This window comes from Prevotella sp. S7-1-8 (assembly GCF_000758925.1).
Lineage (GTDB): Bacteria > Bacteroidota > Bacteroidia > Bacteroidales > Bacteroidaceae > Prevotella.
The window spans coordinates 1-23,552 of the sequence record NZ_JRNC01000072.1 but is presented as its reverse complement, the minus strand read 5'-3'; the positions used below and the strand labels follow the sequence as shown (position 1 = coordinate 23,552).

Sequence of the window (23,552 nt, the reverse complement as noted above, 5' to 3'; positions counted from 1 at the left end):
AAACGGTCTGTTGGCAAGTGCTGTAGACCGTGGCTAATTGTATTTCATGCCGAAATCAAGTGTTTTCGATTGCTGTTTCTGTTGAAAACCTTTCACTCTTTTCAGTGAAGTTTTTATGACAAAAGTGGATGCCAAGTGGCTTTTGGCAACAGTTGTGCGCAGGACAAATTTTGGTTGGCTGTTATGGGCGAAGGATGTCCGGTGATGGTTTCTCATGGCATGTCCCGACATTGGTGAGCCATGAGTGGATGGTGTTTTCCATCTCTTTGTATGGCCATCTTGGCAAGGGCGGCTTGATGGCATTCCATGAAAGCCCGGCGCGCCTTGATGGCATCGTCGACGCTTCAAGACGATGCCATGCCATCATGCCCCACGCGAGGGGTGTCGGGGGCGTCGTGTTTGTGGGCGGCGAGAGACGCGGCGCTTGGCGTCGTGGATAATAATAGCCGTAATAAGGATTTTGTGATTACATGATTTGCTGTATCTCTTGCAGGTCCGGTATCTTTTTGAGATGGTCCATGACCACTTTCACCTCGTCTCGATCGTGCACGCGAATTTCCATTTTGCACGTGAAAATGCCCTCGTCGGCCGCAAAGTTCATGCGGCGAATGTTGACGTTGAGCTTGTTGGAAATTACCTCGGCGATGTCATGAAGCATGCCATTTCGGTCTATTCCATGTACTTCTACGGTGGCGTCAAAGAAGAGTATCTTGTGCATGTCCCATTTGGCATCGAGAAGGCGAGGCCCGAAACTCGTCTTAAGTTTGGTGGCTACAGGGCACGAGCGCTTGTGTATCTCGACGTGGTTCTTGCCGTCTATGAAACCGAGTATGTCGTCTCCGGGGATGGGATGGCAGCAATGTGGAAATAGATACATGTTGATGGTGTCCTCGCGTATGACGCAAGCCTTTTTGCGATTGAAGTCTTTGCCAACGAGAAGAAGCTGGTTGGGCGAGGGGGGCACGGTGTCCGGGGCGTCGTTTTTTTTGCTTTTCCCCAAAAAAGGAACGTATCTCAGCCATCTTGAAGAGCCGTTGTCTTTCTTCTTGTTGTGCAGCTCCTCGACATCTTTCTCCCCGAGAATGATGGTGTGCTCGCCTAAAGCGCGCAGCAAACTCTCTTGGTTTTGTGTGTCGTGAATTTCGCAAAGGCGGTCGAGGATAAAAGTGGAGAGCTCCAAACCGTTGTTTTTAAGCCAATTGTTCAAAATGTCCTCGCCTTTCCGTTGGGTTTCCCTCTGGTTGCGACGCAAGGCGGCCTGTATTTTGGATTTGGCCCGGCCGGTAGACACAAAGTTTATCCATCCTGGCTGTACATGTTGCGATTTTGAGGTGAGCACCTCCACTTGGTCTCCGCTGTTGAGCTTATGACTCAGTGGAACAAGCCGGTGGTTTACCTTGGCGCCAATGCAATGGCTACCCAAATCGGTGTGTATATGGAAAGCGAAGTCAAGCACCGTGCATCCGGTGGGCATGGTCTTAACCTCTCCTTTGGGTGTAAAGACAAATATTTCGGAAGCGAAAAGGTTGAGCTTGATGGAGTCCAAGAAGTCCATTGCGTCTGGTTGTGGGTCGTCGAGAATGTCTTTGATGGTGCTCAACCAGTTGTTCAGCTCGTCGTCGTCGTTCTTGTTTTTTCCTTCCTTGTATTTCCAATGAGCGGCAAATCCCTGCTCCGCGATCTCGTCCATACGCTCTGATCGTATTTGCACCTCTATCCATTGGCCGCTCTTGGACATCATGGTGGCGTGCAGGGCTTGGTATCCATTGGCCTTGGGATGGTTTACCCAGTCGCGGAACCGGTCTGGGTGGCTCTTGTAAATGCGGTTTAGTATTACGTAGATGTGGAAGCACTCGTTGATCTCGCTGTCTTTATCTTTAGGCGTAAAGATAATTCTGACGGCGAGAATGTCATAGATCTCATCGAAAGTGACATGCTTGTTTTGCATCTTGCACCATATGGAATAAGGACTTTTGATGCGTGCTTTGATGTGGTATTGCAGTCCGATCTCGTCCAAGGCCTTTCGTACCGGCGCGGTGAAATCGTTGAAAAGTTTGGTGCGTTGTTCTTTGGTGTAAGAGAGTTTGCCCACGATGTCCGCGTACTCTTGTGGGTGTTCGTAGCGGAAACTCAGGTCTTCGAGTTCGGTCTTGATTTTGTTTAGTCCGAGGCGGTTGGCCAAAGGGGCGTAGATGTAAAGTGTCTCTCCGGCTATTTTATACTGTTTGTTGGGCGCTTGCGAGGCCAAGGTGCGCATGTTGTGCAGGCGGTCGCAAATCTTGATGAGGATGACACGAATGTCGTCGCTCATGGTGAGGAGCAGTTTTTTGAAGTTCTCGGCTTGCGCGGATGCGTGGTCTCCGAAGATGCCCCCACTTATTTTGGTAAGCCCGTCGACTATCTGGGCGATCTTTTCGCCAAAGATATTTCGGATGTCCTCGACCGTATAGTCGGTGTCCTCGACCACGTCGTGCAGCAATGCCGAGCATATACTGGTGGAGCCCAAGCCCATTTCCTCGCAAGCAATCTGCGCGACGGCTATGGGGTGGAGAATGTATGGTTCTCCCGACAATCGTCTCACGCCTTTGTGTGCCTGCTTGGCGAAGTTGAAAGCTTTGGTGATGATGTCAACCTTTTTGCGGTGAGGGGAGTCTAAATAAGTCTGCACCAAATGGTCGAAGGCTTGCTTGATCATTTTGTTATCAGCCGCTTCGCGCTCCATGTTCCTCTGCTCTTGCTCGTCCATGTTGATAGAAATTATAGGTAATGATGCCCGGTTTTTATTTCACTTTGATTTTTTTGCCAGCCCTGATGTTGTTGCCTTTGATGCCATTAAGTTTTCGTATTTTTTTCACGGTGGTGTTGTTGCGCTCGGCAATCTCACTAAGGGTGTCGCCTTTTCTCACGGTGACATTCTTGGAGCGCGCGCGTGACGCGCGCTTATGACGTTTGGTGTCGCGCGCGTTGCGTCGGTTGTTTCGGCCGCCGGCCTTGTGCGCGGCCGCTCGGCTGCCCTTGTCGATATTTGCGCGGCTATCAGAGGCGTCGCCCCTGAGGCGTATCACTTGGTTTTTGTCAACCACGTAGCTGTCGGCGTTGTCAATGTTTACCTCTTGGCGTTTGCTGAGATATTGCTCTTTTTCGTAAGCGTAGATAGAGTCTTCTTTATCTATAAAAGTGTTGAGAACGTCTTCGGGCATGCGCAACGAGGATGGCTTCGACAAACCATTGACAATGTTTTGTCGGTATTGTGGGTTGAGGCTTTGCAGCAGCTCCACGCTGATGCCCGTGACATGGGCTATCTGTTCGAAATGCACATTGCGGTTGAGCATCAGCGTGTCTGTCTTGGCTGGCAGCTCAGTGGATAGTGGGCAGATATTGTGCTCGCAATAATAGTTCATGATATAGTTTGCCGCGATGAAGGCTGGGACGTATCCACGTGTCTCGCGCGGTAGTCGTGGAAAGATTTTCCAATAGTCTTTTTCGCCTTTCTCGCGTCTTATGGCCTTGTTTATTTTTTCCGGACCACAGTTGTACGCGGCTATCACGAGATTCCAGTCGTTGTATATTTTGTACAAGTCGCTCAGGTAGTGGGCCGCCGCATAGGAAGATTTGACGATGTCTTTGCGCTCGTCCACTAATGAGTTTACCTCGAGACCATATCGTTTCCCCGTGGTTATCATGAACTGCCAAAGGCCTGTCGCCCCAACTTTCGACACTGCTTGGGGGTTGAGCGCGGACTCTATCACCGGCAGATACTTCAGTTCAAGTGGTAGTCTGTAGCTCTCGAGGGCTTCCTCGAATATAGGAATGTAGAAATTTTGAGCGCCCAACATGTAAGCTACGGAATGTCTCAACTCGTTGCTATATCGGTCTATGAATTTCTGTACAATGCTGTTGTAGGGCATTTCGATGATAGTGGGGAGCTTGGCCAAACGCTCTTTGTAGACCTCTTTTTCATAGGTAACGTTTTGGTCGGGCATGTTGCAGTCTACGTTTGGCTTAAGATACATCTTGGAATTGTAAAGCCCCATAAGGCTGTCAAGCTCTTGGGTCATTGACTCGGGCAAGTCTATCTCTTCCTCAACGCCGTTCTCTTGTGTTACGGTTACGGTTTTGCGGTTTTGGGCGTGCATGGTGCACACACCGCAAAAAAACATAGTCGCAATGATGATTTTTTTTAAATTCATAGTCTTTTTCGTGTCAAAACAGGGGGCGGCATGGTGTCAATACTACATGATGCCACCTTGTGCTGCCTGTCTTTTGGAATTTGTTAAAATGTCAAGCAGCATTGCAAACCCATTGCCAAGCCACTGACGGGATTGCGATCAGTGCCGCCGTGAATGATCGTTGGCGCCACGCGCATGCTCAAATCGGGCGAAATGTCAAACTCAGAAAGTGACGCGTCGACGTAAGCGTCTACCACAGAGAGGGCGTAAACACCTATCAATGCGAAAAAACTAAGGTCTCGCCATCTTCTATATCGGTCTTTGCGCTTGCGGAATATGTCTTGCCAGCGCTTCATATTCTCGGGTGTTACTTGGTTGCCTAAGTGCAAAAACTGGTTGTAGCTGTGTGTATTGGGGTCGTCGTCCATAATGTCAAGATAGGCCTGGCTATAATCGCGATACATCATGTTGTTCCATCTCATGGCATAAGCGCAACCTACAAATCCACCATATATAATAGGTAATTTCCACAATTTGCGATTGTATATTTGCCCTGCGCCTGGCAATACCAATGCCAACCACAACGCGCGCTTTGGGCTTGGGGTCCAAGTTTCCCCGTCGCGTTTATGTCTTGCCGGCATGCTGTCGGTCGAATTTATAGGGAATATTTCTTTGTCGCCGTTTGGCGGAATATCCAAAGCGTCGATAGAGTCGACCGAAACCATTGGCTTTTGCGCTTTCTTTTCTATAGGAATTTTCACAGAGTCGACCTCGCTTTGCGCTGTCGCGCAGAGTGCTCCCAATGCCCACCAAACAATGATGCATAGCTTGAACAATATCGTCGTGCGCTCGCTCACTTAGTTTTGATGCTTTAGTTTGTCGAAAATATGGATAATACGCTCAAGATCCTCTTCGTTGTTAAATGGTATGCTGATTTTACCTTTGCCCCTGTCCGAGTAAGAAAGTGACACTTTCGTGTCGAAAAAGCCTGACAGTCGCTTCTTGAGCGTTTTAAATTCTTCTGGCAATTGTGCCTTGGCCATGATTTTCTTTTTGCCACTCTCAATGTCATCGCCGTTCTTAAGATGCTGTGCCATCTCCTCCACTTTGCGCACAGACCAACCGTTTTTCAGTATTTCTTTGAAGAGTTTGAGTTGCAGTGATGGGCTGTCAACGGCCAAAAGCGCACGCGCGTGCCCCATGTCTATCTCTTTTTTCTGTAGTGACATTTGCACTTGCGCGGGCAATTTCAAAAGCCGCAGGTAGTTGGTTATAGCCGTTCGGCTCTTTCCAACGCGCTCTGATACTTTTTCTTGCGTCATGCCCGATTGCTCCAGCAAGTGCTCGTAGGCCAACGCTATTTCTATGGAGTTGAGGTCTTCGCGCTGTATATTCTCCACCAACGCCATTTCCATGACGTTCTCGTCTTTGATGGTGCGTATGTAAGCAGGAATGGCTTTCAGTCCCGCGATTTGCGAAGCGCGCCATCGGCGTTCTCCCGCGATAATCTGAAATCGGTTGTCAGAAACCTGTCTCAGCGTGATAGGCTGTATGATACCTATTTCCTTGATGCTGTGTGCCAACTCTTCCAAAGCCTCCTCGTTGAACGAATTACGTGGCTGGTCAGCATTGGGCTCAATCTGGTCAATTGGTATTTCGTTGATTGTGGAGGAGCCTTGCGTACGCACAGCTTCTGTCGAAATGAGCGCGTCAAGCCCGCGCCCCAATGCGTTAAATTTTTTTCTAACTGCCATTTTTACATCCTCAAATATTGTGTCATGCCTGCCAAACCTGTTATCCGGAGCTATTTCTTGTCGTTTTTGGTGATAATCTCCTTGGCCAAAGCCAAATGATTCTTGGCTCCTGTTGAATCGGCGTCATATAGAATGACGGGAAGACCGTGGCTGGGACTCTCCGAAAGTTTGACATTACGCTGGATGACCGTCTTGAAAACCAACTCTTGGAAATGCCGCTTCACTTCGTCATAAATTTGGTTGGCCAAGCGTAACCGAGAGTCGTACATGGTCAATAAAAATCCTTCAATTTCCAATTTGGGGTTTAGTTTGCTTTTGATTATCTTGATTGTGTTGAGCAATTTGCTAATACCTTCAAGCGCAAAATACTCGCATTGCACGGGGATAATCACCGAGTCGGCCGCTGTTAGCGAGTTGACGGTGATGAGTCCCAATGATGGCGAGCAGTCAATCAGAATATAATCGTATTCCTCTTTCAGTGGTTCGAGGATTGATTTAATAACTTTCTCCCTGTTCTCCAAGTTTAGCATTTCTATCTCCGCGCCCACCAAGTCGATGTGGCTGGGTATGATATCTAATCCGTCTATATCAGTGGTGTATATGGCGTCGCGCACATCGGCGTGGTCAATGATACATTCATAGATGGAACATTCCACCTCGCTGATGTCCACACCCAACCCACTCGAGGCGTTAGCCTGTGGATCTGCGTCAACAACAAGAACCGATTTTTCCAATGTGGCCAATGACGCGGCTAAGTTGATAGTGGTGGTAGTTTTGCCAACGCCACCTTTTTGATTGGCCAAAGCAATGATTTTTGCCATTTTAATCATCTTGTTACGTTTATTCCTAACGATGTGAGAACCCTCCAATCGGCCTCTTTCAAATACGCAGGAATGGTGTAAGTATTGTGTGCAAAGGTAGTTATTTTATGCGAGAAAGAAAATAATTAAAGGTTTTTTCGTACATTTGCATGTATAATAAACAAAGATTTATAATACTGATATATATGCAAACAAACAGACCCTTGATATTGATAACAAACGATGATGGTTATCATTCTCCCGGAATACGCGCTCTTGTGGATATGGTGAAATCTTTTGGCGACGTGCTTGTGGTGGCTCCCGAGAGTGCTCGGTCTGGTTATTCGCGAGCGTTTTCGGTCACCAATTACCTCCGACTCAAACCACGACACAATCTGGGCGACACCGAGGTGTGGTCGTGCAGCGGCACGCCCGTTGACTGTGTGAAACTTGCTTTTCATCAATTTTGTGCTGAGCGGACGCCCGATTTAGTCATCAGTGGCATCAATCACGGAGACAATTCCACGGTGAACAGTCATTATAGCGGCACTGTGGGCGCTGCCGTCGAGGGTTGTCTGAAGCGTGTGCCGTCTATCGCTTTTTCCTCATGCTACTATGATGAGCGGGCCAATTTGGAGCCTTTGCGCCCATGCGTTCGTCAAATTGTATCCAAAGTGTTGGCCGATGGGTTGCCTACAGGCGTTTGCCTGAATGTAAACTTCCCGGCGCGCGAGTCTTTCGAGGGGGTCAAGGTGTGTCGTATGACACAAGGGCGGTGGGTCAACGAGATCGTGCCTCAGCGCCATCCTCGTGGTTACGACTATTTTTGGGTGGTGGGTGAGTACCATAATGACGAACCCAACGCGCCCGATACTGACCAATGGGCGTTAAACAATGGCTACGTGGCCATTACTCCCACGCAAGTGGATGTCACGGCTTACGACTTCATGGACGAAGTGCGTGGATGGAACATTAAATCTTAAAACCCCTATACATGAAGTATTACCTCATTGCGGGCGAGGCCTCTGGCGACTTGCATGCCAGCCGCCTCATGCAATGCCTGAGAAGCGAGGACAAAGACGCGCGGTTCCGATTTTTTGGCGGAGACCTTATGTCGGCTGTTGGTGGAACCCGTGTCAAGCACTACAAGGAACTTGCTTATATGGGCTTCCTGCCTGTGTTGCTGCATCTACGCACGATTATTCAAAACATGAAACTGTGCAAGGCTGATATTGTCAGCTGGCAGCCCGACGTGGTAATACTCGTTGACTATCCTGGCTTTAATCTCCGTATAGCCAAATATCTGCGTCGAAAGACGCGCATTCCGGTCTACTATTACATCTCGCCCAAGATTTGGGCGTGGAAGGAATGGCGCGTCAAGGCCATCAAACGAGATGTCAACGAGATGTTCTCCATTTTGCCTTTCGAGGTATCTTTCTATGAGGAGAGGCATCATTATAAAATTCATTATGTGGGCAATCCCACCGTGGAGGAAGTGGCCCAATTCCTTGAGGGTCATCGAGAAACATACGATACCTTCTGCCATCGATACGGCCTTGACCCACAAAAACGCATCGTCGCCCTGCTCGCCGGTAGCAGAGAGCAAGAGATCAAGGACAATCTTCCCGCCATGATAGAGGCTGCCCGCGCTTGCTGTGGCCCACAGGCTTCTTTCCAAATGGTATTGGCAGGCGCGCCATCGATAGGCCAAGAATGTTACTCGCCGTATCTTGCGGGCTCAAATGTGGTCAAGGTTGACAATGAAACCTATTCTTTGTTGGCCCATTCCACGGCGGCGTTGGTCACCAGTGGCACCGCCACCCTGGAGACGGCGCTGTTTAACGTGCCACAGGTGGTGTGCTACAAGACAGCCGTTCCGCGACTTGCGCGTTGGGGGTTCGAGCATGTTCTCAAGTGCGATTACATCAGCTTGGTCAACCTTGTGGCTGGGCGCGAGGTTGTGCCAGAACTTTTCGCCGACCGTTTCAGCGTGTCCAATATTACTGATGAACTTTCCAAAATTCTGCCAAACCAACCTGCTCGCGATGCTATGTTGCGTGGTTATGAGGACGTGCGTGCCCTTTTGGGCCATGCCGTAGCGCCCCAAAACGCCGCTCGCATCATGGTGTCGTTGTTGCGACAGCGTGCCACTGGTCGCATTTGAGCTTGTCGTTGCTTGTTATACCATACAGGCTCAAACCACATGCGGTGGTTTGAGCCTGTATGACTTTAAGAAAAATGTTGTTTGTAAAGGTGTTGGGTTATAGCCCAAACTTATATCCTAACGTGAGTTGGAACACACTGTTCTTGCTGGTCGACTGGTCGATGATCTTGGTTAATCCCCGGTTATGTGCGTTTGTGGCAAGTGTTGTAAACAATACCAATGTGCTAAGGATAATTCTTCTCATTTTTTATGTTTGAAATTAGAAATATGTTATATGACATTTTAAGTCTTTGTAAAGATGTGGAGAACTATGAAAATTTTTGTCATGTTTCCTGAAAAACAATGCCCCCGCGCACGGATAGCGTGCCTTGCCCATATTATTGGTGACGCGTCGAATTCCCAAGAATGGCGCCTCCCGGCCAACTTTAAAACATGGTGATCGTGTAGAGGTACACCACGGCGGCCGGAATGGCCATCAAACTGGAGTCGAAACGATCGAGCATGCCGCCATGGCCGGGCAAAATGTTGCCACTGTCTTTGATGCCGAGCGTACGCTTGAACAAGCTCTCCACAAGGTCTCCCCAAGTGCCAAATATACATACGGTGAGGCCGAGCCCCATCCATTGGTATATGTTCAGCGTGTGAGCGTCGGCGCCATTGTTGGACAGATAGCCTATAACGGCAGCCACGACGAGCACCAAAACGCCTCCACCAACGCTGCCTTCCCACGATTTGGCCGGTGAGACGCGTGGAAACAGCTTGTGCTTGCCAAACAGCGAGCCGGTGCAATAAGCCCCCGTATCGTTGGTCCACAAGAAGATAAATACGCTCAGTGGCAATAGCATGTCATAGCGTGCGCCACTTCCATCGTGCGCCATCTCGAAAGCGAGGATATTGACCAAAGCCAAGGGCATGGCCACATACATTTGTCCAAGCATGGTGTACGCCCACGTGTTGACAGCGTTTTTTGTTCCAGTGTAAAGTTCGCAAACCAGTAGATATACGATGGTCAGCACGTATGGAACCATGATCGCGAAGTTAGACACGATGCCGGTACGCCATGCAGCCACCGCCACGAACAGGTATACGCCAGCCACGGTGGAAATAAATCGGTTCACTTGCACATCCTCGCAATGGTCGTTCACCAATCCGGTGTATTCCCATAGACTCAAGGCGGTGATAATGGCAAAGAGCAATATCATGGCCGATGGGTTTAGAAAGCCACACACCATGATGGCCACGAACAGAGTGCCCGTAATGGATCTAACGATCAAGTTTTTTTGCTTGTCAGTCATAACAGCTGTGTATCTATGCGTAAAAACTCCTCCCGGTCACAGCCATGAATGGTCAAGAAGATGGCTTTATGGCCATGTCGACAGCTTCTTCGCATCAGGGTGAGTCAGGAGGAGATGGTTAATTTTCTTTTTCTTTCGAGGCTTCGTGCTCGGCCTGGGCCTGTTTCACGATGTCTGGCATGTCTTCCAGTTTAGGTTCCTCTTCTTTTTCTTTGGCCTCGGCAATAGCTTTGTTCTCTTGCAAAATCTCGTCCGAGCGACTTATCCAAGGTCTCTTGCCAAATATTTTCTCCACATCTTCCGCGTATATCACCTCTTTGGCAAAAAGCAGGTCTGCCAATTGTTTATGCCCCTCTTTGTGCTCGGTGAGGATTTGTTTGGCCCGTGCGTATTCCATATTGATGATTTTAAGCACCTCGTCGTCCATCACTTTGGCGGTAGTCTCGCTGTAAGGGCGTTGGAATTGGTATTCCTGGTTGTTGTAGTAGCAAATGTTGGGCAACTTGTCGCTCATCCCTGCGTATGCCACCATGCCGTACGCGCTTTTCGTGGCTCGCTCCAAATCGTTCATGGCACCGGTCGAAATCTCGCCTACAAATAGTTCTTCGGCCGCCCGTCCGCCAAGTACGGCGCACATTTCGTCAAGCATTTGGTCTTTGGTGGTAATGACTCTCTCTTCAGGCATGTACCACGCCGCGCCCAGCGCTTGCCCGCGCGGCACGATGGTCACCTTGACCAAGGGGTTGGCATGCTCGCAAAACCAGCTGACAGTGGCGTGCCCGGCCTCGTGGATGGCTATGCTCCGCTTCTCGGCGGAAGTCATCACCTTGGTCTTTTTCTCCAATCCTCCGATGATGCGGTCCACGGCGTTAAGAAAGTCTTGCTTGCTTACCACATGCTTGTTGTGGCGCGCTGCTATCAGCGCGGCCTCGTTGCAGACGTTCGCGATGTCCGCTCCCGAGAATCCTGGCGTTTGTCGAGCCAAATAGTCAATGTCCAAGCTGTGGTCTGTCTTCAGTGGCCTGAGATGCACTTGGAAGATGGCTTTGCGCTCGGCAAGGTCTGGAAGTTCCACGTTTATTTGCCTGTCGAAGCGCCCGGCGCGCAGCAAAGCCTTGTCGAGCATGTCCACGCGGTTGGTTGCCGCCAGCACTATCACGCCCGAGTTGGTGCCAAAGCCGTCCATCTCCGTGAGCAAGGCGTTCAGCGTGTTCTCGCGCTCGTCGTTGCCACCCATCGATGGGTTTTTGGAGCGCGCGCGTCCCACGGCGTCAATCTCGTCGATAAAGATGATGCACGGAGCCTTTTGTTTGGCTTGCGCAAAGACGTCTCGCACGCGGCTCGCGCCCACGCCTACAAACATTTCGACGAAGTCTGAGCCAGACATTGAGAAGAATGGTACGCCGGCTTCGCCAGCCACGGCCTTGGCCAACAGTGTTTTACCGGTTCCGGGAGGGCCGATGAGTAGTGCCCCCTTAGGTATTTTTCCGCCCAGCTCTGTGTATTTCTGTGGATTTTTCAAGAATTCCACGATTTCCTGAACCTCTTGTTTGGCGCCCTCTTGGCCAGCCACGTCTTTGAACGTGATGCCCAGTTCGTTGCCTTTCTCAAAAAGTTTGGCCTTGCTCTTGCCCACGTTGAACACGCCGGCTCCCGCTCCGCCGCCGCCCAGTCGGCGCATGAGGAAGATGATGATACTAATGAAAAACAGCAGGGGTAGCAGGTTGACGAGTATGCTTACGAAATCGCTGCCTTTCTCGTTGTTGTAACTAAAGCCCGTTATCTTGCCCCTTTTTTGTTGCGCGGAGAGATACTTCTCAAGTTCGTCCACCGATCCAAATTGCACGCTCACGTATGGGTTCGCGCCTGTCTGTTTGGCGGTTTTCTCAAAAACATTGCGTATGAATTTGGGCTTTACATACATCTGGAGAGTGTTTTGGGTTTTATTGACCACCACGTTTTGGGCGTATCCCTTCTCCACGTAAGTCTTAAACTCGGTGTATTGCACCTCTTTTCCAGCTCCGGACCCACTCGCGAGCATATCTCCGCCACCCGTGAAGAGCAGGGTGGCGAGCAGCACCGCGATGCAGACGTAGAGCCAGTTCATGTTGAACCGCGGCATCTTGGGCTGGTCGTCGTCTTTATTTTGTAGTTGATTTTTTTTGTTGTTCATCGTAGGATGATTGATGGTTGTACCTTTCAGGCTATCAAATGGTATGCCAAAGATTAGTCAATGTTTGGTATTTTTGTTAATTTGGCATCTTCCCACAGCTCTTCCAAATTATAAAATTCGCGCGTGTCGGGTTGGAAAATGTGCACTAACACGTCCACGAAGTCTATGGCTATCCATTGGTTGTTGCCCAGCCCGTTCACGCCTACGGGCTTTTCGCTCATCTCTTCGCGGCACGCGCCGGCCACGGCCTCGGCGATGGCCTCCACCTGATTGGGCGAGGAGCCTTGGCATATCACGAAATAATTGGCTATGGCGCCGTCTATGTGGCTGAGGTCCGCGATAACGATGTCTTTCCCCTTTTTGTCTTGGATGCCTTTGGTAATGGTCTTGACGAGTGTTGTTGTTTCTGTCATTGAAAAATCTTGAATAGGTTTGCCTTTGTTGTTTATAATATATGTGCAATGCAAAGTTACGTGTAAATATTGAGAAATGTTCGTTTTTCTGTTAATATTTGGTTTTTTTAGTAACATGAAATCATACAGTTAGACATGGTGACGCCATGTTTCCGACTGGTTTTGTAACGGTTCTTGGGCAATTCGTGGCACATCTTGCGACATGGCTTTGGAGCGTGGGTAAACAGCCGGCGCGTTAGTTTTTTTGCGTGTAAAATAAAAAAAGATTTCCAAACGCTTGGCTCATTAAAAAAAAACGCCTAACTTTGCACATGCAATTCAGTTTTGGGTTGTGGCTCGAATTGGGATATGGTGTAATGGTAACACTACAGATTCTGGTCCTGTCATTCCAGGTTCGAATCCTGGTATCCCAACCATCACAAAGGGCAATCGGTTGTTCGCCAACTGGTTGCCCTTTGTCGTCGTGTTTTGTTAAGGGCGCGCGTGTGCCCCCTTCGGCTGTTTATTAGTAAGTCTTAAAAACATGGTTGTGGTGCGCGCCGTGGGCATGGCGAGGCAGTATGACAGGTAGTTGTCGCAAGATGCCTGGCAATCGCCATGGGTCGTGGTCCTTTTTCTTTTTTCCTCGGCTTTGACCCAAGGTAAAGCCGGCTATGCTTTTTTGTTTAGAAAATATCACAAAAATTGTACCATCTTTCTTCTTTGATTTAGAACAGAAAAAGTCAAAATAGTTTCTTAAATCGTTTCTCAGTCTTCAAACATTCAGGCGGCAAATTGCGATAGGTGCCTATTCGTGTTTCCATAAGACCGTGAACACATGGTGTTTCAGACTTGAACGCCTTGCGTTTAGGCCTTCATCGTGGCGCGATTAAGGCCTAATGGCAAACGCATGAGAAAACTTTTTGAGCTAAAAACCTTTTCGTTCTTTGTGACTAACTGTGTTTTAGGGTGATGTTGAAAACTCAAAATACGGGCGCATTTTCGAGCGATACACTTTTTGTTTGGAAATATTCGAAACACGCTAGCTCTTTTGTCATAAATTTTCACGGCTTAAATCGTCTCTCTCGGTCTGTTTGCATCGTTCTCTTCGCAGGCTTGCGGGTCTGTAAGGTAACTGCGTCTCGAAGATTGGCCTCAAGGTGTTGGCGTTTTGAAGACGCGGCTGTTAATGGAATTTAAAAATTGCAATTAAACGCGTAAAAATGTGCCTTGAATAATTAATTTTACATACATTTGCAACTTGACGCATGAAAGGGGCCCTGAAGCAGGGCGCGCTCGAAACATGCAAGCCTATGTGCACGCGACGATGAAGAGTAAGAAGACCATAAGATTGTTTTACGCATGGATGTTGGCCGCAACATTCATGACGGCTCTTCTTGTCAAAGACATGCACCTTCATGATATTGCGCCACAATTCAAGCAAGAGGCACATGGCGCCCAACAAACCTCGGTGTCGGCCAATTGCTATATTTGCAATTTTGTGATGTGCAAGGCCAATGCCCCCAAGCTGATGGTCTATGTACCCACAATCAGCGTGTCGCGCTTGGCGAGGGTCATATTCACGTCGCAAATAGTTTATCGTCAGGTTGACTCGATAAACAGCCATTCTCCTCCAACCATTCTTTCTTAAATCCTCGTAGCCTTTCGTTGTCCCGCTTTTTGGCATGGGGCGCGTGGGCCGATTATCCCGTTTATATTGAGGGCGAGGTGTGTGTAGACGGTTCTTCCAATGACTGAAGGGCCAACCGATAATTATCTTTTTTTTATTTTTTATTGCAATGAACATAAATGTTTGTGTTCGGTTTGCGGTGTTGTTTGCATGTTTGCGCATGGGTTGCGGCATGCGCTCATACGCCCAAACCGTGGGTGACGTCGCGCTGTCGGATACCGTGGCGCGTGGGCATGCCTCGGTATCGGAAGCCAAAAAAGCCGGGCGAAAGTTGACTAACCGTATGAAAGACTCGTTGACCATTGCGGAGGTGGTGGTCTGCTCGCGACGCAAGACCGTGTCGGCCAATAGCGTGAGCGCCACCATGAACCACGAGGACATCGTGCGCGCAATGGGCAAATCTTTGGCGTCGATGCTGGAGAACACCTCTGGACTAAGCTCGATACAGACCGGTACCACCGTTTCCAAACCAGTGATACATGGCATGTATGGCAACCGTATATTGATTATGGCCAATGGGGCGCGCCTCACCGGGCAGCAATGGGGCCCTGACCACGCTCCCGAGGTGGACAAAAACGGCTTTGACCGCGTGTCGGTGGTGAAAGGGTCTGAGTCTGTCAGGTATGGGTCTGACGCCTTGGGGGGTATCGTGCTCATGGAGCGGAGCCGGCTGCCATACGGTCGTGATTGCGTGCACGGCGCCTTGACGGCTCTCTATGGCAGCAACGGCCGTAGATATGGAGTGGTGGGACGCGCCGAGGGAACCATGCCGTGGTGCCATGATTGGGCATGGCGCGCCCAGGCTACGTTTGAGAATGGGGGAGATCGTAGCGCGGCGAACTACGTGCTCAACAATACCGGCACGCGAGAGCGAGACCTCTCCGTGAGCATGGGTTACTGTCGAGGACCGTGGCGATTGGAGGCTGGCTATGCGCTGTTTTGGCAAAAGATAGGCGTGATGCGAAGCGCGCAGATGGGCAGCGAGGAGCTGCTGCGCGAGCGGATCAGGCTTGGCAGGCCGGTCAGCGTCGCGCCATTCAGCTATGCCATAGACTATCCACACCAGAAAGTGGCGCACCAGACGGCTTTCGCCAAGGTGTACTACGATGGCGGCGCGTTGGGCCAATTGGACTGGCAAGCCACCTTTCAGGCTGACGATCGGCGCGAGAACCGCATACGGCGCATGAACCATTCGGACATACCCACGGTGAGCTTGCACCTCAAGTCGTTGCAAAACCTGCTGACATGGCAGCGAGGCTATCGGGCTTGGAAGAGCGAGGCGGGCTTGCAACTGCTCAACACCAAGAACTCCAACGAGCGCGGCACGGGCGTGGTGCCTATCATACCCAACTATGCGGAGGTGGCTTTTGGAGCCTATGGCGTGCAGAAATACACGGCCGAGAAATGGGGCGTGGAGGCTGGCGCGAGGTTTGACTGCCAACGCACGGAGGCCGACGGCTATGACTGGACGGGCCGGCGGTATGGCGGCAAGCGACACTTTGACAACCTTACATTCAGCGTGGGCGGCCATTGCCGGCCCGCCACCACCCTGACTTTCACCTCCAATGTGGGCTTGGCATGGCGCGCGCCGCATGTGTATGAGCTTTACAGCAATGGCAACGAGTTGGGCTCCGGCATGTTCGTCAAGGGCGATTCCACCCTCCAATCGGAGCGGAGCCTGAAATGGGTCACCTCCGCCGAGTATGCCACACGGCATCTCAACATGCGCGTGGATGGCTACCTGCAATGGGTGAGCCATTACATTTACGATGAGCCTACACGCGAAAACATTGTCGTGGTATCCGGGGCGTATCCGGTTTTCCAGTACAAACAGACGGGGGCTTTTATCAGGGGCGTGGACGTTGACGTGCACGTAAGGCCGTGGGACGAGGTGGACTATCGGGTGTTCACGGCCTTGATTTGGGCCAACGAGAGCCAGACCGGCAACTACTTGCCTTATATCCCAAGCGCCCGCTTGACCCAACAAATGACATATACACCACGTGTGGGCGACAACCTGCGGTTGCGTTTGGGGATAAACCATCGCTTCGTGGCCAAGCAAACGCGTTTCAATCCAGACGCTGACCTTGTTAATTTCACCCCTGACGCTTACCACCTGCTGGGCTTTGAGATAGGAGCGGAGTGGAAGTCGGAGGGTGGCCAAATGGTGGAGCTGGCCCTCATGGGCGATAACGTGCTCAACAAAGAATACAAAGAATACACCAACCGCAGTCGCTATTACGCCCATGACATGGGCAGGGATATTAGGTGCACGCTGACTTGGAAGTTTTGACGCGCCATCGGCGCCCACCTTAATGTGTGCTACATATAATATTTAACAATACATTTAAAACCATTTCAACATGAGAATGAGACAGTTAAAATCGGCGATGGCACTTGTCATGGTGTCATTGCTGTCGGTATGGGCGGCATCGTGCAGCCCTGACGTGCCTACAAATGAGAAAAAAAACAAGTTGCACGAAGATCCCGTCAAGGCGGTTTTCACCCTGCAAGAGGGTAAGCTGGACGACTTGGCCAAGTTTGACTCGGACCCAAGAATGGCTAACTTCACCGCGAGCTCAACCCCCGCCCAAGTGGTGGTGTGGGAGACTACGGCCGCTCGGGGGTGGCATGTGACAAGCCCCGCCAAGGGATTTAAAGTGAAAAACGTGAAAGACAACCCAAACGTGGTGTATGCGTTGAGGATAGATTATTACAACGCCAAGGGCGAGAAGATGAACCAACAGTTCTACGATTTAGGGCAAGACAAGATACACCAGCATTTCTTCTCGATGTACAGGGAATTTGAGTTTGGCGGTAGCAAGGGTATGGCGCGTGTCACAGACAAAAGCAAGCTGCCTTTCGACTATCGCTATGCCGACGAGCGCAACGGTGTGTTCATGGGCAAAGATAATCCGATGGGGTTCGAGGGGCTCATGAGATTCGTGCGCCCGGGAGAGCGTTTCAACCTGTCGGTGGAGTTGCTTCATGCCGCCAAGAGCAAGTTTGGCGACAACAACAAGCTGTCGCCGTTCTATGCACCGGCCAACGTGCTGGTGAGCACGGGCCAGTGGGACATTGTGGTGAAACTGCCTGTCGAGGTGGATGGCGCCCCCGCCAAAGCTAACGAGGTGGCCAAGCTGGGCGATTTTGCCCCCACCAAAGCCGTGGTCGTGTTTTACGAGGGGCATCTTCACGGAACGTTCGCCTTTCACCAAAACCCTCATTCCAAGCAAAACAAGTACATGGGAGCCAATTATAAGTTGGTATATGAGTTGAAAAACGGACAATGGCGGCCTGCCGATGGCAACGCCAAGACGGTAAACCTTATTGGCTCCAAAGACAAGTACTGCGTGACGGGCGTTGCCATCAGGTACTATGACTCTCATGGAAACGACATCACCGGAAAGTTAACGGGCGATGGGGAAGACCGTCGATGCCAGCATTTTTTTACGGTGAGCGACATAGAGCCAAGCTATGGGGGCAAGAAAGAGAAGACCGACGTGAATGGTCCCGGTTTTTTTGACTATGTGTATTGCGACACGACCCCATGGGACAAGAGCAACAAGTTTGACGGGGCGAAGTTTACGGGCGACAAGAATCCAGTGGGATTGAAGGGGTATTTCACTTTCTTGCGTTCCCACAAGCGGTTCTTCCTCAACATCAAACTCATGCGAGCCAAGGTGGCCAAGGACGCCGAGGGCAAGGCTTCGCCGTTTTATGCCCCCACGAAGCGGCAACAGATGGACGAGGAATGGATGCCCACCATCGCCATCCCTGTGAATGTTTATATGGATTGGGAGGAGAAAGAGCTTGACGCAGACTTCGATTCGATGGACTTGTCGTCGCCTGCTTTGGATGAGAAGAGCTTTTCCGAGCGAGACCGTGAGAGAGTGCGCTCGCTGATGAACGCCTTTGGGCTGTCTGATTTCAAAGCTGGTTTGGCAGAGTTTTTCTGGAACTTGAAAGGTAGTGCCAAGCACGACAATAGTGGCTTTTGGTTCTGACACCATGTGGGACAAGTGTTTTTCGACTGTCCTTCGCGGTGGTTTGGGATAAAAGCGATACCTTTGCCGCATGGAAAATAGTGGCAAATGAATATGAACGGAATTAAAGAAAAAAGATGGATTGCCACCTTGTTGTTATCATTGACGATGCTTGGCGGTATGCCTTTGGCGGCGAAAACCACGACAAGGCCGTGGAAAGCAGGGGATGTGGTGAGTGAGAGGATGGTCAGGGGCCGCAATCTCGGCCAATGGTTCGCGTGCGAACCAATCTCTGACGCGGTGTTCGCGCGGATGCGTGGCAAGTCTTATCCCACTGGTTGCGAGGTGCCAAGGGACAGCCTGCGCTATCTCAAGGTGATACACTATGACGGGAAAGGTAACATCAGGAAAGGGGAGATGGTGTGCGGCAAGCGGATAGCTGATGATTTGGTGGCTGTTTTTCGCGAGCTGTTCGCCCATAGGTACCCCATTGAGCGCATGTGTCTCATAGATGATTTCGATGCCGTGGACGAGCGGTCCATGCGGGCAAACAACTCCACGTGCTTTTGTTTCAGGCTGGTGAAAGGCTCCGCAAAACTGTCGGGACATGCCCGGGGAATGGCTGTGGACATTAATCCGCTCTATAATCCATACTATAGAAAGTATGCCGATGGGCGTGTTGTGGTGCAGCCTTCCAACGCGTTGAGATACTGTGACCGCCGTGCCGGCTTCCCCTACAAGATAGACAGAGGAGACTTGTTGTACAAGGTTTTTGTGAGACACGGGTTTCGCTGGGGTGGCGATTGGCACTCGCTAAAAGATTACCAACACTTCGAGAAATAATGAACGCTCCCGTTTTCCTCGCCGACAAGGCAGGTAAACGGGAGCGTTTGACAATGTGGAGGGGGACGGTAGGCTTATTTTAATAATTCGACAATGGCTTTTTCCACATCCGCGATGGGTTGGGTGGGTTCGAAACGAGCCACCACGCGGCCGCGCTTGTCTATGAGAAATTTGGTGAAATTCCATTTGGTATCTGGCGTTTTGTCATAGTTCGGGTCTTTTTTTCGAAGCATCCGATCCATGAATTTGCCTTTGGCATCGTTGCCAAATCCCTGAAATCCACGCTCGGTTTTAAGATAGACGAATAGTGGGTCGGCGTTGACGCCATTGACATCGATCTTTGAAAACTGAGGGAAATGAATATCGTATTTCGCCGTGCAATACTTATGTATGTCCTCATAAGAGCCTGGAGCTTGCCCGCCAAATTGGTTGCAGGGGAAGTCAAGGATAATAAACCCTTTGCTTTTATATTTTTGATAGAGAGCCTCAAGCTCTGAATATTGTGGCGTGAAACCACATTGTGTGGCCGTGTTTACTATGAGTATGACTTGTCCTTCGTATGGAGAGAGACTTGTCATTTGGCCTGATGCGTCTTTCACTTTGTGCTGAAAAATGCTGTTTTGCGCCGAGATGTTGAGCGCGATAAAGAACAAGGAGAGTGTGATGAGTGTTTTTTTCATTTCAATTTGATTTTAAGTGACTATCCGTCACAAAGATAAATATATTTCCAAAAATCTGGTTACAAACACTGTGAAAGATGGTAAAAAAGACATTCTTTTATGGATACCGCCTTGTCATTGATTTTGAATTTGGCGTGAATTGGTGATAGAAGGGCGAGTTATGGGCGCGAATGGCAGGGGAAAGCTCGGTCAACCCTCCACGGCAGTTACTTTAATGGCGTCGAAGCGGTTATGTAAACGAGACATCCGCCACGCCGTTTCTATCGGTGTGGCGGATGCCGTCATTTCATGGTGGAAGTTATCTTATGCTTCGTCCTTTTTTTCTTCTTCCTTGGCTTGATTGTCGATGGCTTTTATTTTCTCCCGTACCAATTCGACCTCGTCTTTGAGTTTTTGCACTTTTCGGTTCATCTCGTCAACAAGGCTGTTGCCTTTTTTGCTCGAGATATTCAAGAAACCGAGATTGTTCTCATAAGTGATAATGTCTTGTTTGAGTTGCTCGTAACGTCTCACCAGCCTGCCTCGTTCGTTGTCCATGGCATCTTCGCCACGCTTGGCAACGCTCTTTAAGCTGTTTTTAAAATTATCCAACTTGCGTTTTGCGACAGAAATATGCAACTCGTTATACACTTTGTCGAGGGCGTCGTGATATGCTTTGTATATCTTGTCTTTGTCTTTGAAAGGCACATGCCCCACGTTATTGTACGCCTCGGTGAGCTGGTGAACCTGTTCTTGGGCGTTTTCGGTAGCGTTTTCGGCAAGCGTGTTGAGTTTGTCTATGATTTCATACTTCTTTTTTAGGTTGTCGCGTTGCTCATGGCGGCTATCTGATGTAGCTGCGTTTCGAGCCTCAAAAAAATGGTTGCAAGCCGTCAAGAACTCATTCCAAAGCCTGTCTCCCTGTTTCTTTGGTACCATACCGATGGTTTTCCACTCCTTTTGCAGGGCTATAAGTTTGTCCGAAGTGGCTTTCCAATCGGTAGAGTTGGTCAGGGCCTTTGCCTTTTCTACCAATGCCTTTTTCTTTTCGGCGTTCTCCGCGAACTGCTCTTTCATGCCCTTGAAGAACTCGGCTTTGCGACCAAAGAAGTCGTCGCAGACAGCTCGAAAACGCTCGAATATCTTCACGTTCATTTTCTGGGGGGCAAAACCTATGGTCTTCCATTCTTGTTGAATGGCTATTATTTGCTTGGTGTGTTTTTCCCAATCACTGGCAGTTTTGTTATCTTCTTTGGTAATGTTTTCTACTTTTTCGCACAGCCCTGTCTTCTTTTCAAGATTTTCTTTCTCCTTTTCTCGAAGTGCTTCAAAATGTTTTTGGTGCTTCTTGTTGATAATGGTGCTGGCTGCTTTAAATCGCGCCCAGATCTCGTCGCGTAACTCTTGGGCCACCGGGCCAATCTCGCGATATTGGGCATGAAGCTCTTGCAATTGATGGAACGCGCTTACGACATCTGGCTCTTCGTCAAGTTTTTCGGCTTCTTCGCAGAGCGTTGTCTTCATCTCAAGATTTTTCTTGAAATCGTATTCGCGAGCTTCCCGGTTGAGGTTTAGCAGGTCGTAAAAGCGCTCCACGTACAGTTGGTAGTTGCGCCACACCTCATTGGCTTTTTCGGGTGGCACAGCCTTGATATCCTTGAACTCTTGTTGCAGGGCCTTAAACTCGTTGAACGACTTGTTTGCCTCGTCTGGAGACGTTGCCATTCCTTTTATTTTCTCTATGATATCGAGCTTCTTTTTGAGGTTTTCCGCTTTCTCCACCTCTTGCTTTTCAAAAATTTTGGCTCTTTTTTCCTTGATTATTTGCATCTCCGCTTTGAAGGAGTCTTCGTCCTCATCGGGTGTGATGACATATTTCTCAGGGTCTCCACCAGCCTCAAGATAGTCTTTATGGTGTTGCTCCCGCTCTGCGATATGGAACCTATAAAACAAAGATTTCAAGGTGTCTACTTCGTCTTTGTCCGGACTTTCCACACTTTTGGCTATTTCTTTGATGCGTTCGAGCACTTCTTTTTTGGAGGAATAAACTTTCTTTTCGGTTTTTCTCTCAGCGCTCTCATTTTCCCTTTCAGAATTGGTAGTGTTGTTTTCGTTGGCTGGTAGTTGCTCCGCTGGATTCTTTTCCTGCGTTTTTGGCTTCTCCTCCTCGACTTTTGGCGTTGTTGTTTCTGTGTTGGCGAGTGTTTCCTCAACGGGTTTGCCATCTTGGGCAGGCTCGTTGTTTTGGTTTTCGATATCAGTAGAAGGTTGAACCATTTTTTGTTCCTCGTCTTCCCTTATCTGCTCTTGGGCCTTGTCTTGAGAGTCCATCTTTAACTGTTTTAAAAGTTGATGATTTGGGTCTTTCATGGTCATGTCGTTGACATTCAGCAGTATGCCAAACGTTATGCCAATCATTTATGTATACTTATGGTGTGCAAACTTATATAAAAAAAACGTAAATTCCTAATAAAAAACCGTTTTTTTATTATTTCCGTTTTATAATAATCTTTTGTATCGCAGGATGAACCAACACAGCGTGCTTACCAAGAATGAGATAAAAAGCGTGGATACGAACCCCCAATGGGCTTTTTCCAATCCGTTTATCACGTTCATGCCATAGAGCGATGCCACAAACGTGGCCGACATCATGATGATTGAAACCGACGTGAGGGTTCGCATCACGGTATTCATATTGTTGTTGATGATACTGGAATAGGTGTCCATTGTCGATTCCAATATATCCGAATAGATATTGGTAGTCTCTCTCGCCTGTGTCATTTCAATATTGACATCCTCTATAAGGTCGGCGTCCAACTCATCCACTTGGAGCTTGAATTTCAGTTTTTGCAGCAAGTTCTCGTTGCCCCGAATGGACGTAATGAAGTAGGTGAGCGAGTCTTGCAGGCGTGACAATCCGATAAGACTCTCGTTGTTAACCTCATTGTCTAAGTTGTGTTTGGCTTTCTCTATGAGAGTGTTAATCTGCTTCAAACGTTTCAGGTACCACACCGCGCTGGAGAGGAAAAGTCTGAAAATCATGTCCACATAATCCGTAAAGCCTTCGCCTCGTTTCTGTTGGAAGCTCACAAAATCAATCATCATGTTGGTCTCATAGAAGCACACGGTGATGGTGACGTCACGTTTGTGGATGATGCCCAACGGCACGGTGGAGTATGGTGTGCGACTTCTTATCTCTTTGACGTATGGTATACGGAGGATTATTAACATCCATCCGTCGTCGTATTCATAGCGCGCCCGCTCGTCGGTATCGCTAATGTCGCTGAAAAAATAGTCGGGTATGCTGAATCGTTCTACCAACTCTCGTTGGTCCTCGTCGGTCGGACAAGTCACCTGAATCCAGCAGTTGGGCTGCCATTCAGCAATAGATTTCAGGTTCTTCTCTATGTTCCAGAATGTTCTCATCGTAGTCAATCTCCTTGTATTAAACACTTGTGGGGATTAACTCTCCTGGAGTAATCCTCACGCTAATATTTGAAGTTTTCGGCGTGATAGTCGTCCATATAATCGTTAAAAATTGATTTTGCTGTGCAAATGTACGCAAAATATAGTGTAAAGCCAAACAAAAATATAAATAAAAATGAGCCTACGATGTAAAAAAGATGT

Annotated in this window: 19 protein-coding genes and 1 tRNA gene; 8 read left to right on the top strand and 12 right to left on the bottom strand. The window is 49.3% G+C overall.

The window, feature by feature from the left end; translation table 11 throughout:
• The first annotated feature begins 128 nt into the window (after positions 1-128).
• The gene (locus HMPREF1640_RS10705; protein WP_036894577.1) at positions 129-440 is read left to right on the top strand and encodes a hypothetical protein; all 312 of its coding nucleotides are present in this window, start codon (positions 129-131) and stop codon (positions 438-440) included.
• Positions 441-466: 26 nt separating this feature from the next.
• On the opposite strand, the gene HMPREF1640_RS10700 is transcribed toward HMPREF1640_RS10705, so the two are convergent.
• From HMPREF1640_RS10700 to HMPREF1640_RS10680, 5 genes are all read right to left on the bottom strand, one after another.
• Complete coding sequence (locus HMPREF1640_RS10700; protein ID WP_036894575.1) at positions 467-2,746, bottom strand: bifunctional (p)ppGpp synthetase/guanosine-3',5'-bis(diphosphate) 3'-pyrophosphohydrolase; 2,280 nt, start codon at positions 2,744-2,746, stop codon at positions 467-469.
• A gap of 34 nt (positions 2,747-2,780) precedes the next feature.
• Positions 2,781-4,190, bottom strand: coding sequence for a lytic transglycosylase domain-containing protein (locus tag HMPREF1640_RS10695; RefSeq protein ID WP_036894574.1), 1,410 nt, complete (start codon positions 4,188-4,190; stop codon positions 2,781-2,783).
• Positions 4,191-4,273: 83 nt separating this feature from the next.
• A complete protein-coding gene (locus HMPREF1640_RS10690) occupies positions 4,274-4,930 on the bottom strand; it encodes a DUF5683 domain-containing protein (protein WP_231565903.1) in 657 nt (218 codons plus the stop codon).
• A 96-nt stretch (positions 4,931-5,026) separates the two neighbouring features.
• The gene (locus tag HMPREF1640_RS10685) at positions 5,027-5,923 is read right to left on the bottom strand and encodes a ParB/RepB/Spo0J family partition protein (protein WP_036894573.1); all 897 of its coding nucleotides are present in this window, start codon (positions 5,921-5,923) and stop codon (positions 5,027-5,029) included.
• 50 nt (positions 5,924-5,973) lie between these two features.
• Positions 5,974-6,744: a ParA family protein gene (locus HMPREF1640_RS10680; protein WP_036894593.1), complete on the bottom strand. Its 771-nt coding sequence runs from the start codon at positions 6,742-6,744 to the stop codon at positions 5,974-5,976.
• Between the two features lie 185 nt (positions 6,745-6,929).
• Here HMPREF1640_RS10680 and surE point away from each other — a divergent pair, with 185 nt between their 5' ends.
• Positions 6,930-7,706 (top strand): 5'/3'-nucleotidase SurE, encoded by a 777-nt coding sequence (surE, locus tag HMPREF1640_RS10675; protein ID WP_036894591.1) that lies wholly within the window; start codon positions 6,930-6,932, stop codon positions 7,704-7,706.
• An 11-nt stretch (positions 7,707-7,717) separates the two neighbouring features.
• Positions 7,718-8,887 (top strand): lipid-A-disaccharide synthase, encoded by a 1,170-nt coding sequence (gene lpxB / locus HMPREF1640_RS10670; protein ID WP_036894571.1) that lies wholly within the window; start codon positions 7,718-7,720, stop codon positions 8,885-8,887.
• A 97-nt stretch (positions 8,888-8,984) separates the two neighbouring features.
• Here the strand turns inward: lpxB and HMPREF1640_RS13385 are convergent, their stop codons facing one another.
• The 4 genes from HMPREF1640_RS13385 to rsfS all read right to left on the bottom strand — a co-directional run bounded on the left by HMPREF1640_RS13385 (position 8,985) and on the right by rsfS (position 12,768).
• On the bottom strand, positions 8,985-9,131 hold the full coding sequence (locus HMPREF1640_RS13385) for a hypothetical protein (protein ID WP_156098796.1): 147 nt from the start codon (positions 9,129-9,131) through the stop codon (positions 8,985-8,987).
• Between the two features lie 181 nt (positions 9,132-9,312).
• Positions 9,313-10,182, bottom strand: a complete 870-nt coding sequence (locus HMPREF1640_RS10665; protein ID WP_036894569.1) for a phosphatidate cytidylyltransferase — start codon at positions 10,180-10,182, stop codon at positions 9,313-9,315.
• Between the two features lie 118 nt (positions 10,183-10,300).
• Positions 10,301-12,355 carry an ATP-dependent zinc metalloprotease FtsH gene (gene ftsH / locus HMPREF1640_RS10660; RefSeq protein WP_036894567.1) on the bottom strand — a complete coding sequence of 685 codons (2,055 nt, stop codon included), beginning with the start codon at positions 12,353-12,355 and terminating at the stop codon, positions 10,301-10,303.
• Between the two features lie 53 nt (positions 12,356-12,408).
• Entirely contained in the window at positions 12,409-12,768 is a 360-nt protein-coding gene (gene rsfS / locus HMPREF1640_RS10655; RefSeq protein WP_036894589.1) for a ribosome silencing factor, read from the bottom strand.
• Positions 12,769-13,110: 342 nt separating this feature from the next.
• On the opposite strand from rsfS, the gene HMPREF1640_RS10650 reads away from it, so the two are divergent.
• From HMPREF1640_RS10650 to HMPREF1640_RS10630, 5 genes are all read left to right on the top strand, one after another.
• Positions 13,111-13,184, top strand: a tRNA-Gln gene (locus tag HMPREF1640_RS10650).
• 866 nt (positions 13,185-14,050) lie between these two features.
• A complete protein-coding gene (locus HMPREF1640_RS10645; protein ID WP_156098795.1) occupies positions 14,051-14,398 on the top strand; it encodes a hypothetical protein in 348 nt (115 codons plus the stop codon).
• Between the two features lie 148 nt (positions 14,399-14,546).
• Positions 14,547-16,730, top strand: a complete 2,184-nt coding sequence (locus HMPREF1640_RS10640) for a TonB-dependent receptor (protein ID WP_231565902.1) — start codon at positions 14,547-14,549, stop codon at positions 16,728-16,730.
• Positions 16,731-16,800: 70 nt separating this feature from the next.
• Complete coding sequence (locus HMPREF1640_RS10635) at positions 16,801-18,444, top strand: hypothetical protein (protein WP_036894565.1); 1,644 nt, start codon at positions 16,801-16,803, stop codon at positions 18,442-18,444.
• A gap of 93 nt (positions 18,445-18,537) precedes the next feature.
• Positions 18,538-19,266 (top strand): M15 family metallopeptidase, encoded by a 729-nt coding sequence (locus tag HMPREF1640_RS10630; protein ID WP_231565901.1) that lies wholly within the window; start codon positions 18,538-18,540, stop codon positions 19,264-19,266.
• A 74-nt stretch (positions 19,267-19,340) separates the two neighbouring features.
• On the opposite strand, the gene HMPREF1640_RS10625 is transcribed toward HMPREF1640_RS10630, so the two are convergent.
• From HMPREF1640_RS10625 to HMPREF1640_RS10615, 3 genes are all read right to left on the bottom strand, one after another.
• Complete coding sequence (locus HMPREF1640_RS10625) at positions 19,341-19,946, bottom strand: glutathione peroxidase (protein WP_036894562.1); 606 nt, start codon at positions 19,944-19,946, stop codon at positions 19,341-19,343.
• A gap of 303 nt (positions 19,947-20,249) precedes the next feature.
• A complete protein-coding gene (locus tag HMPREF1640_RS10620; RefSeq protein ID WP_036894579.1) occupies positions 20,250-22,256 on the bottom strand; it encodes a DUF349 domain-containing protein in 2,007 nt (668 codons plus the stop codon).
• A 168-nt stretch (positions 22,257-22,424) separates the two neighbouring features.
• Positions 22,425-23,351: a magnesium transporter CorA family protein gene (locus tag HMPREF1640_RS10615; RefSeq protein WP_036894560.1), complete on the bottom strand. Its 927-nt coding sequence runs from the start codon at positions 23,349-23,351 to the stop codon at positions 22,425-22,427.
• Positions 23,352-23,552 lie beyond the last annotated feature (201 nt).

Coding starts and splice junctions, on each gene's coding strand:
- HMPREF1640_RS10645 (WP_156098795.1), top strand. CDS start 14,051: ATGCAAGCCTATGTGCACGCGACGATGAAGAGTAAGAAGACCATAAGA.
- rsfS (WP_036894589.1), bottom strand. CDS start 12,768: ATGACAGAAACAACAACACTCGTCAAGACCATTACCAAAGGCATCCAA.
- ftsH (WP_036894567.1), bottom strand. CDS start 12,355: ATGAACAACAAAAAAAATCAACTACAAAATAAAGACGACGACCAGCCC.
- surE (WP_036894591.1), top strand. CDS start 6,930: ATGCAAACAAACAGACCCTTGATATTGATAACAAACGATGATGGTTAT.
- HMPREF1640_RS10665 (WP_036894569.1), bottom strand. CDS start 10,182: ATGACTGACAAGCAAAAAAACTTGATCGTTAGATCCATTACGGGCACT.
- HMPREF1640_RS10695 (WP_036894574.1), bottom strand. CDS start 4,190: ATGAATTTAAAAAAAATCATCATTGCGACTATGTTTTTTTGCGGTGTG.
- HMPREF1640_RS10630 (WP_231565901.1), top strand. CDS start 18,538: ATGAACGGAATTAAAGAAAAAAGATGGATTGCCACCTTGTTGTTATCA.
- HMPREF1640_RS10640 (WP_231565902.1), top strand. CDS start 14,547: ATGAACATAAATGTTTGTGTTCGGTTTGCGGTGTTGTTTGCATGTTTG.
- HMPREF1640_RS10705 (WP_036894577.1), top strand. CDS start 129: ATGCCAAGTGGCTTTTGGCAACAGTTGTGCGCAGGACAAATTTTGGTT.
- HMPREF1640_RS10700 (WP_036894575.1), bottom strand. CDS start 2,746: ATGGACGAGCAAGAGCAGAGGAACATGGAGCGCGAAGCGGCTGATAAC.
- lpxB (WP_036894571.1), top strand. CDS start 7,718: ATGAAGTATTACCTCATTGCGGGCGAGGCCTCTGGCGACTTGCATGCC.
- HMPREF1640_RS13385 (WP_156098796.1), bottom strand. CDS start 9,131: ATGAGAAGAATTATCCTTAGCACATTGGTATTGTTTACAACACTTGCC.
- HMPREF1640_RS10680 (WP_036894593.1), bottom strand. CDS start 6,744: ATGGCAAAAATCATTGCTTTGGCCAATCAAAAAGGTGGCGTTGGCAAA.
- HMPREF1640_RS10625 (WP_036894562.1), bottom strand. CDS start 19,946: ATGAAAAAAACACTCATCACACTCTCCTTGTTCTTTATCGCGCTCAAC.
- HMPREF1640_RS10685 (WP_036894573.1), bottom strand. CDS start 5,923: ATGGCAGTTAGAAAAAAATTTAACGCATTGGGGCGCGGGCTTGACGCG.
- HMPREF1640_RS10635 (WP_036894565.1), top strand. CDS start 16,801: ATGAGAATGAGACAGTTAAAATCGGCGATGGCACTTGTCATGGTGTCA.
- HMPREF1640_RS10615 (WP_036894560.1), bottom strand. CDS start 23,351: ATGAGAACATTCTGGAACATAGAGAAGAACCTGAAATCTATTGCTGAA.
- HMPREF1640_RS10620 (WP_036894579.1), bottom strand. CDS start 22,256: ATGGACTCTCAAGACAAGGCCCAAGAGCAGATAAGGGAAGACGAGGAA.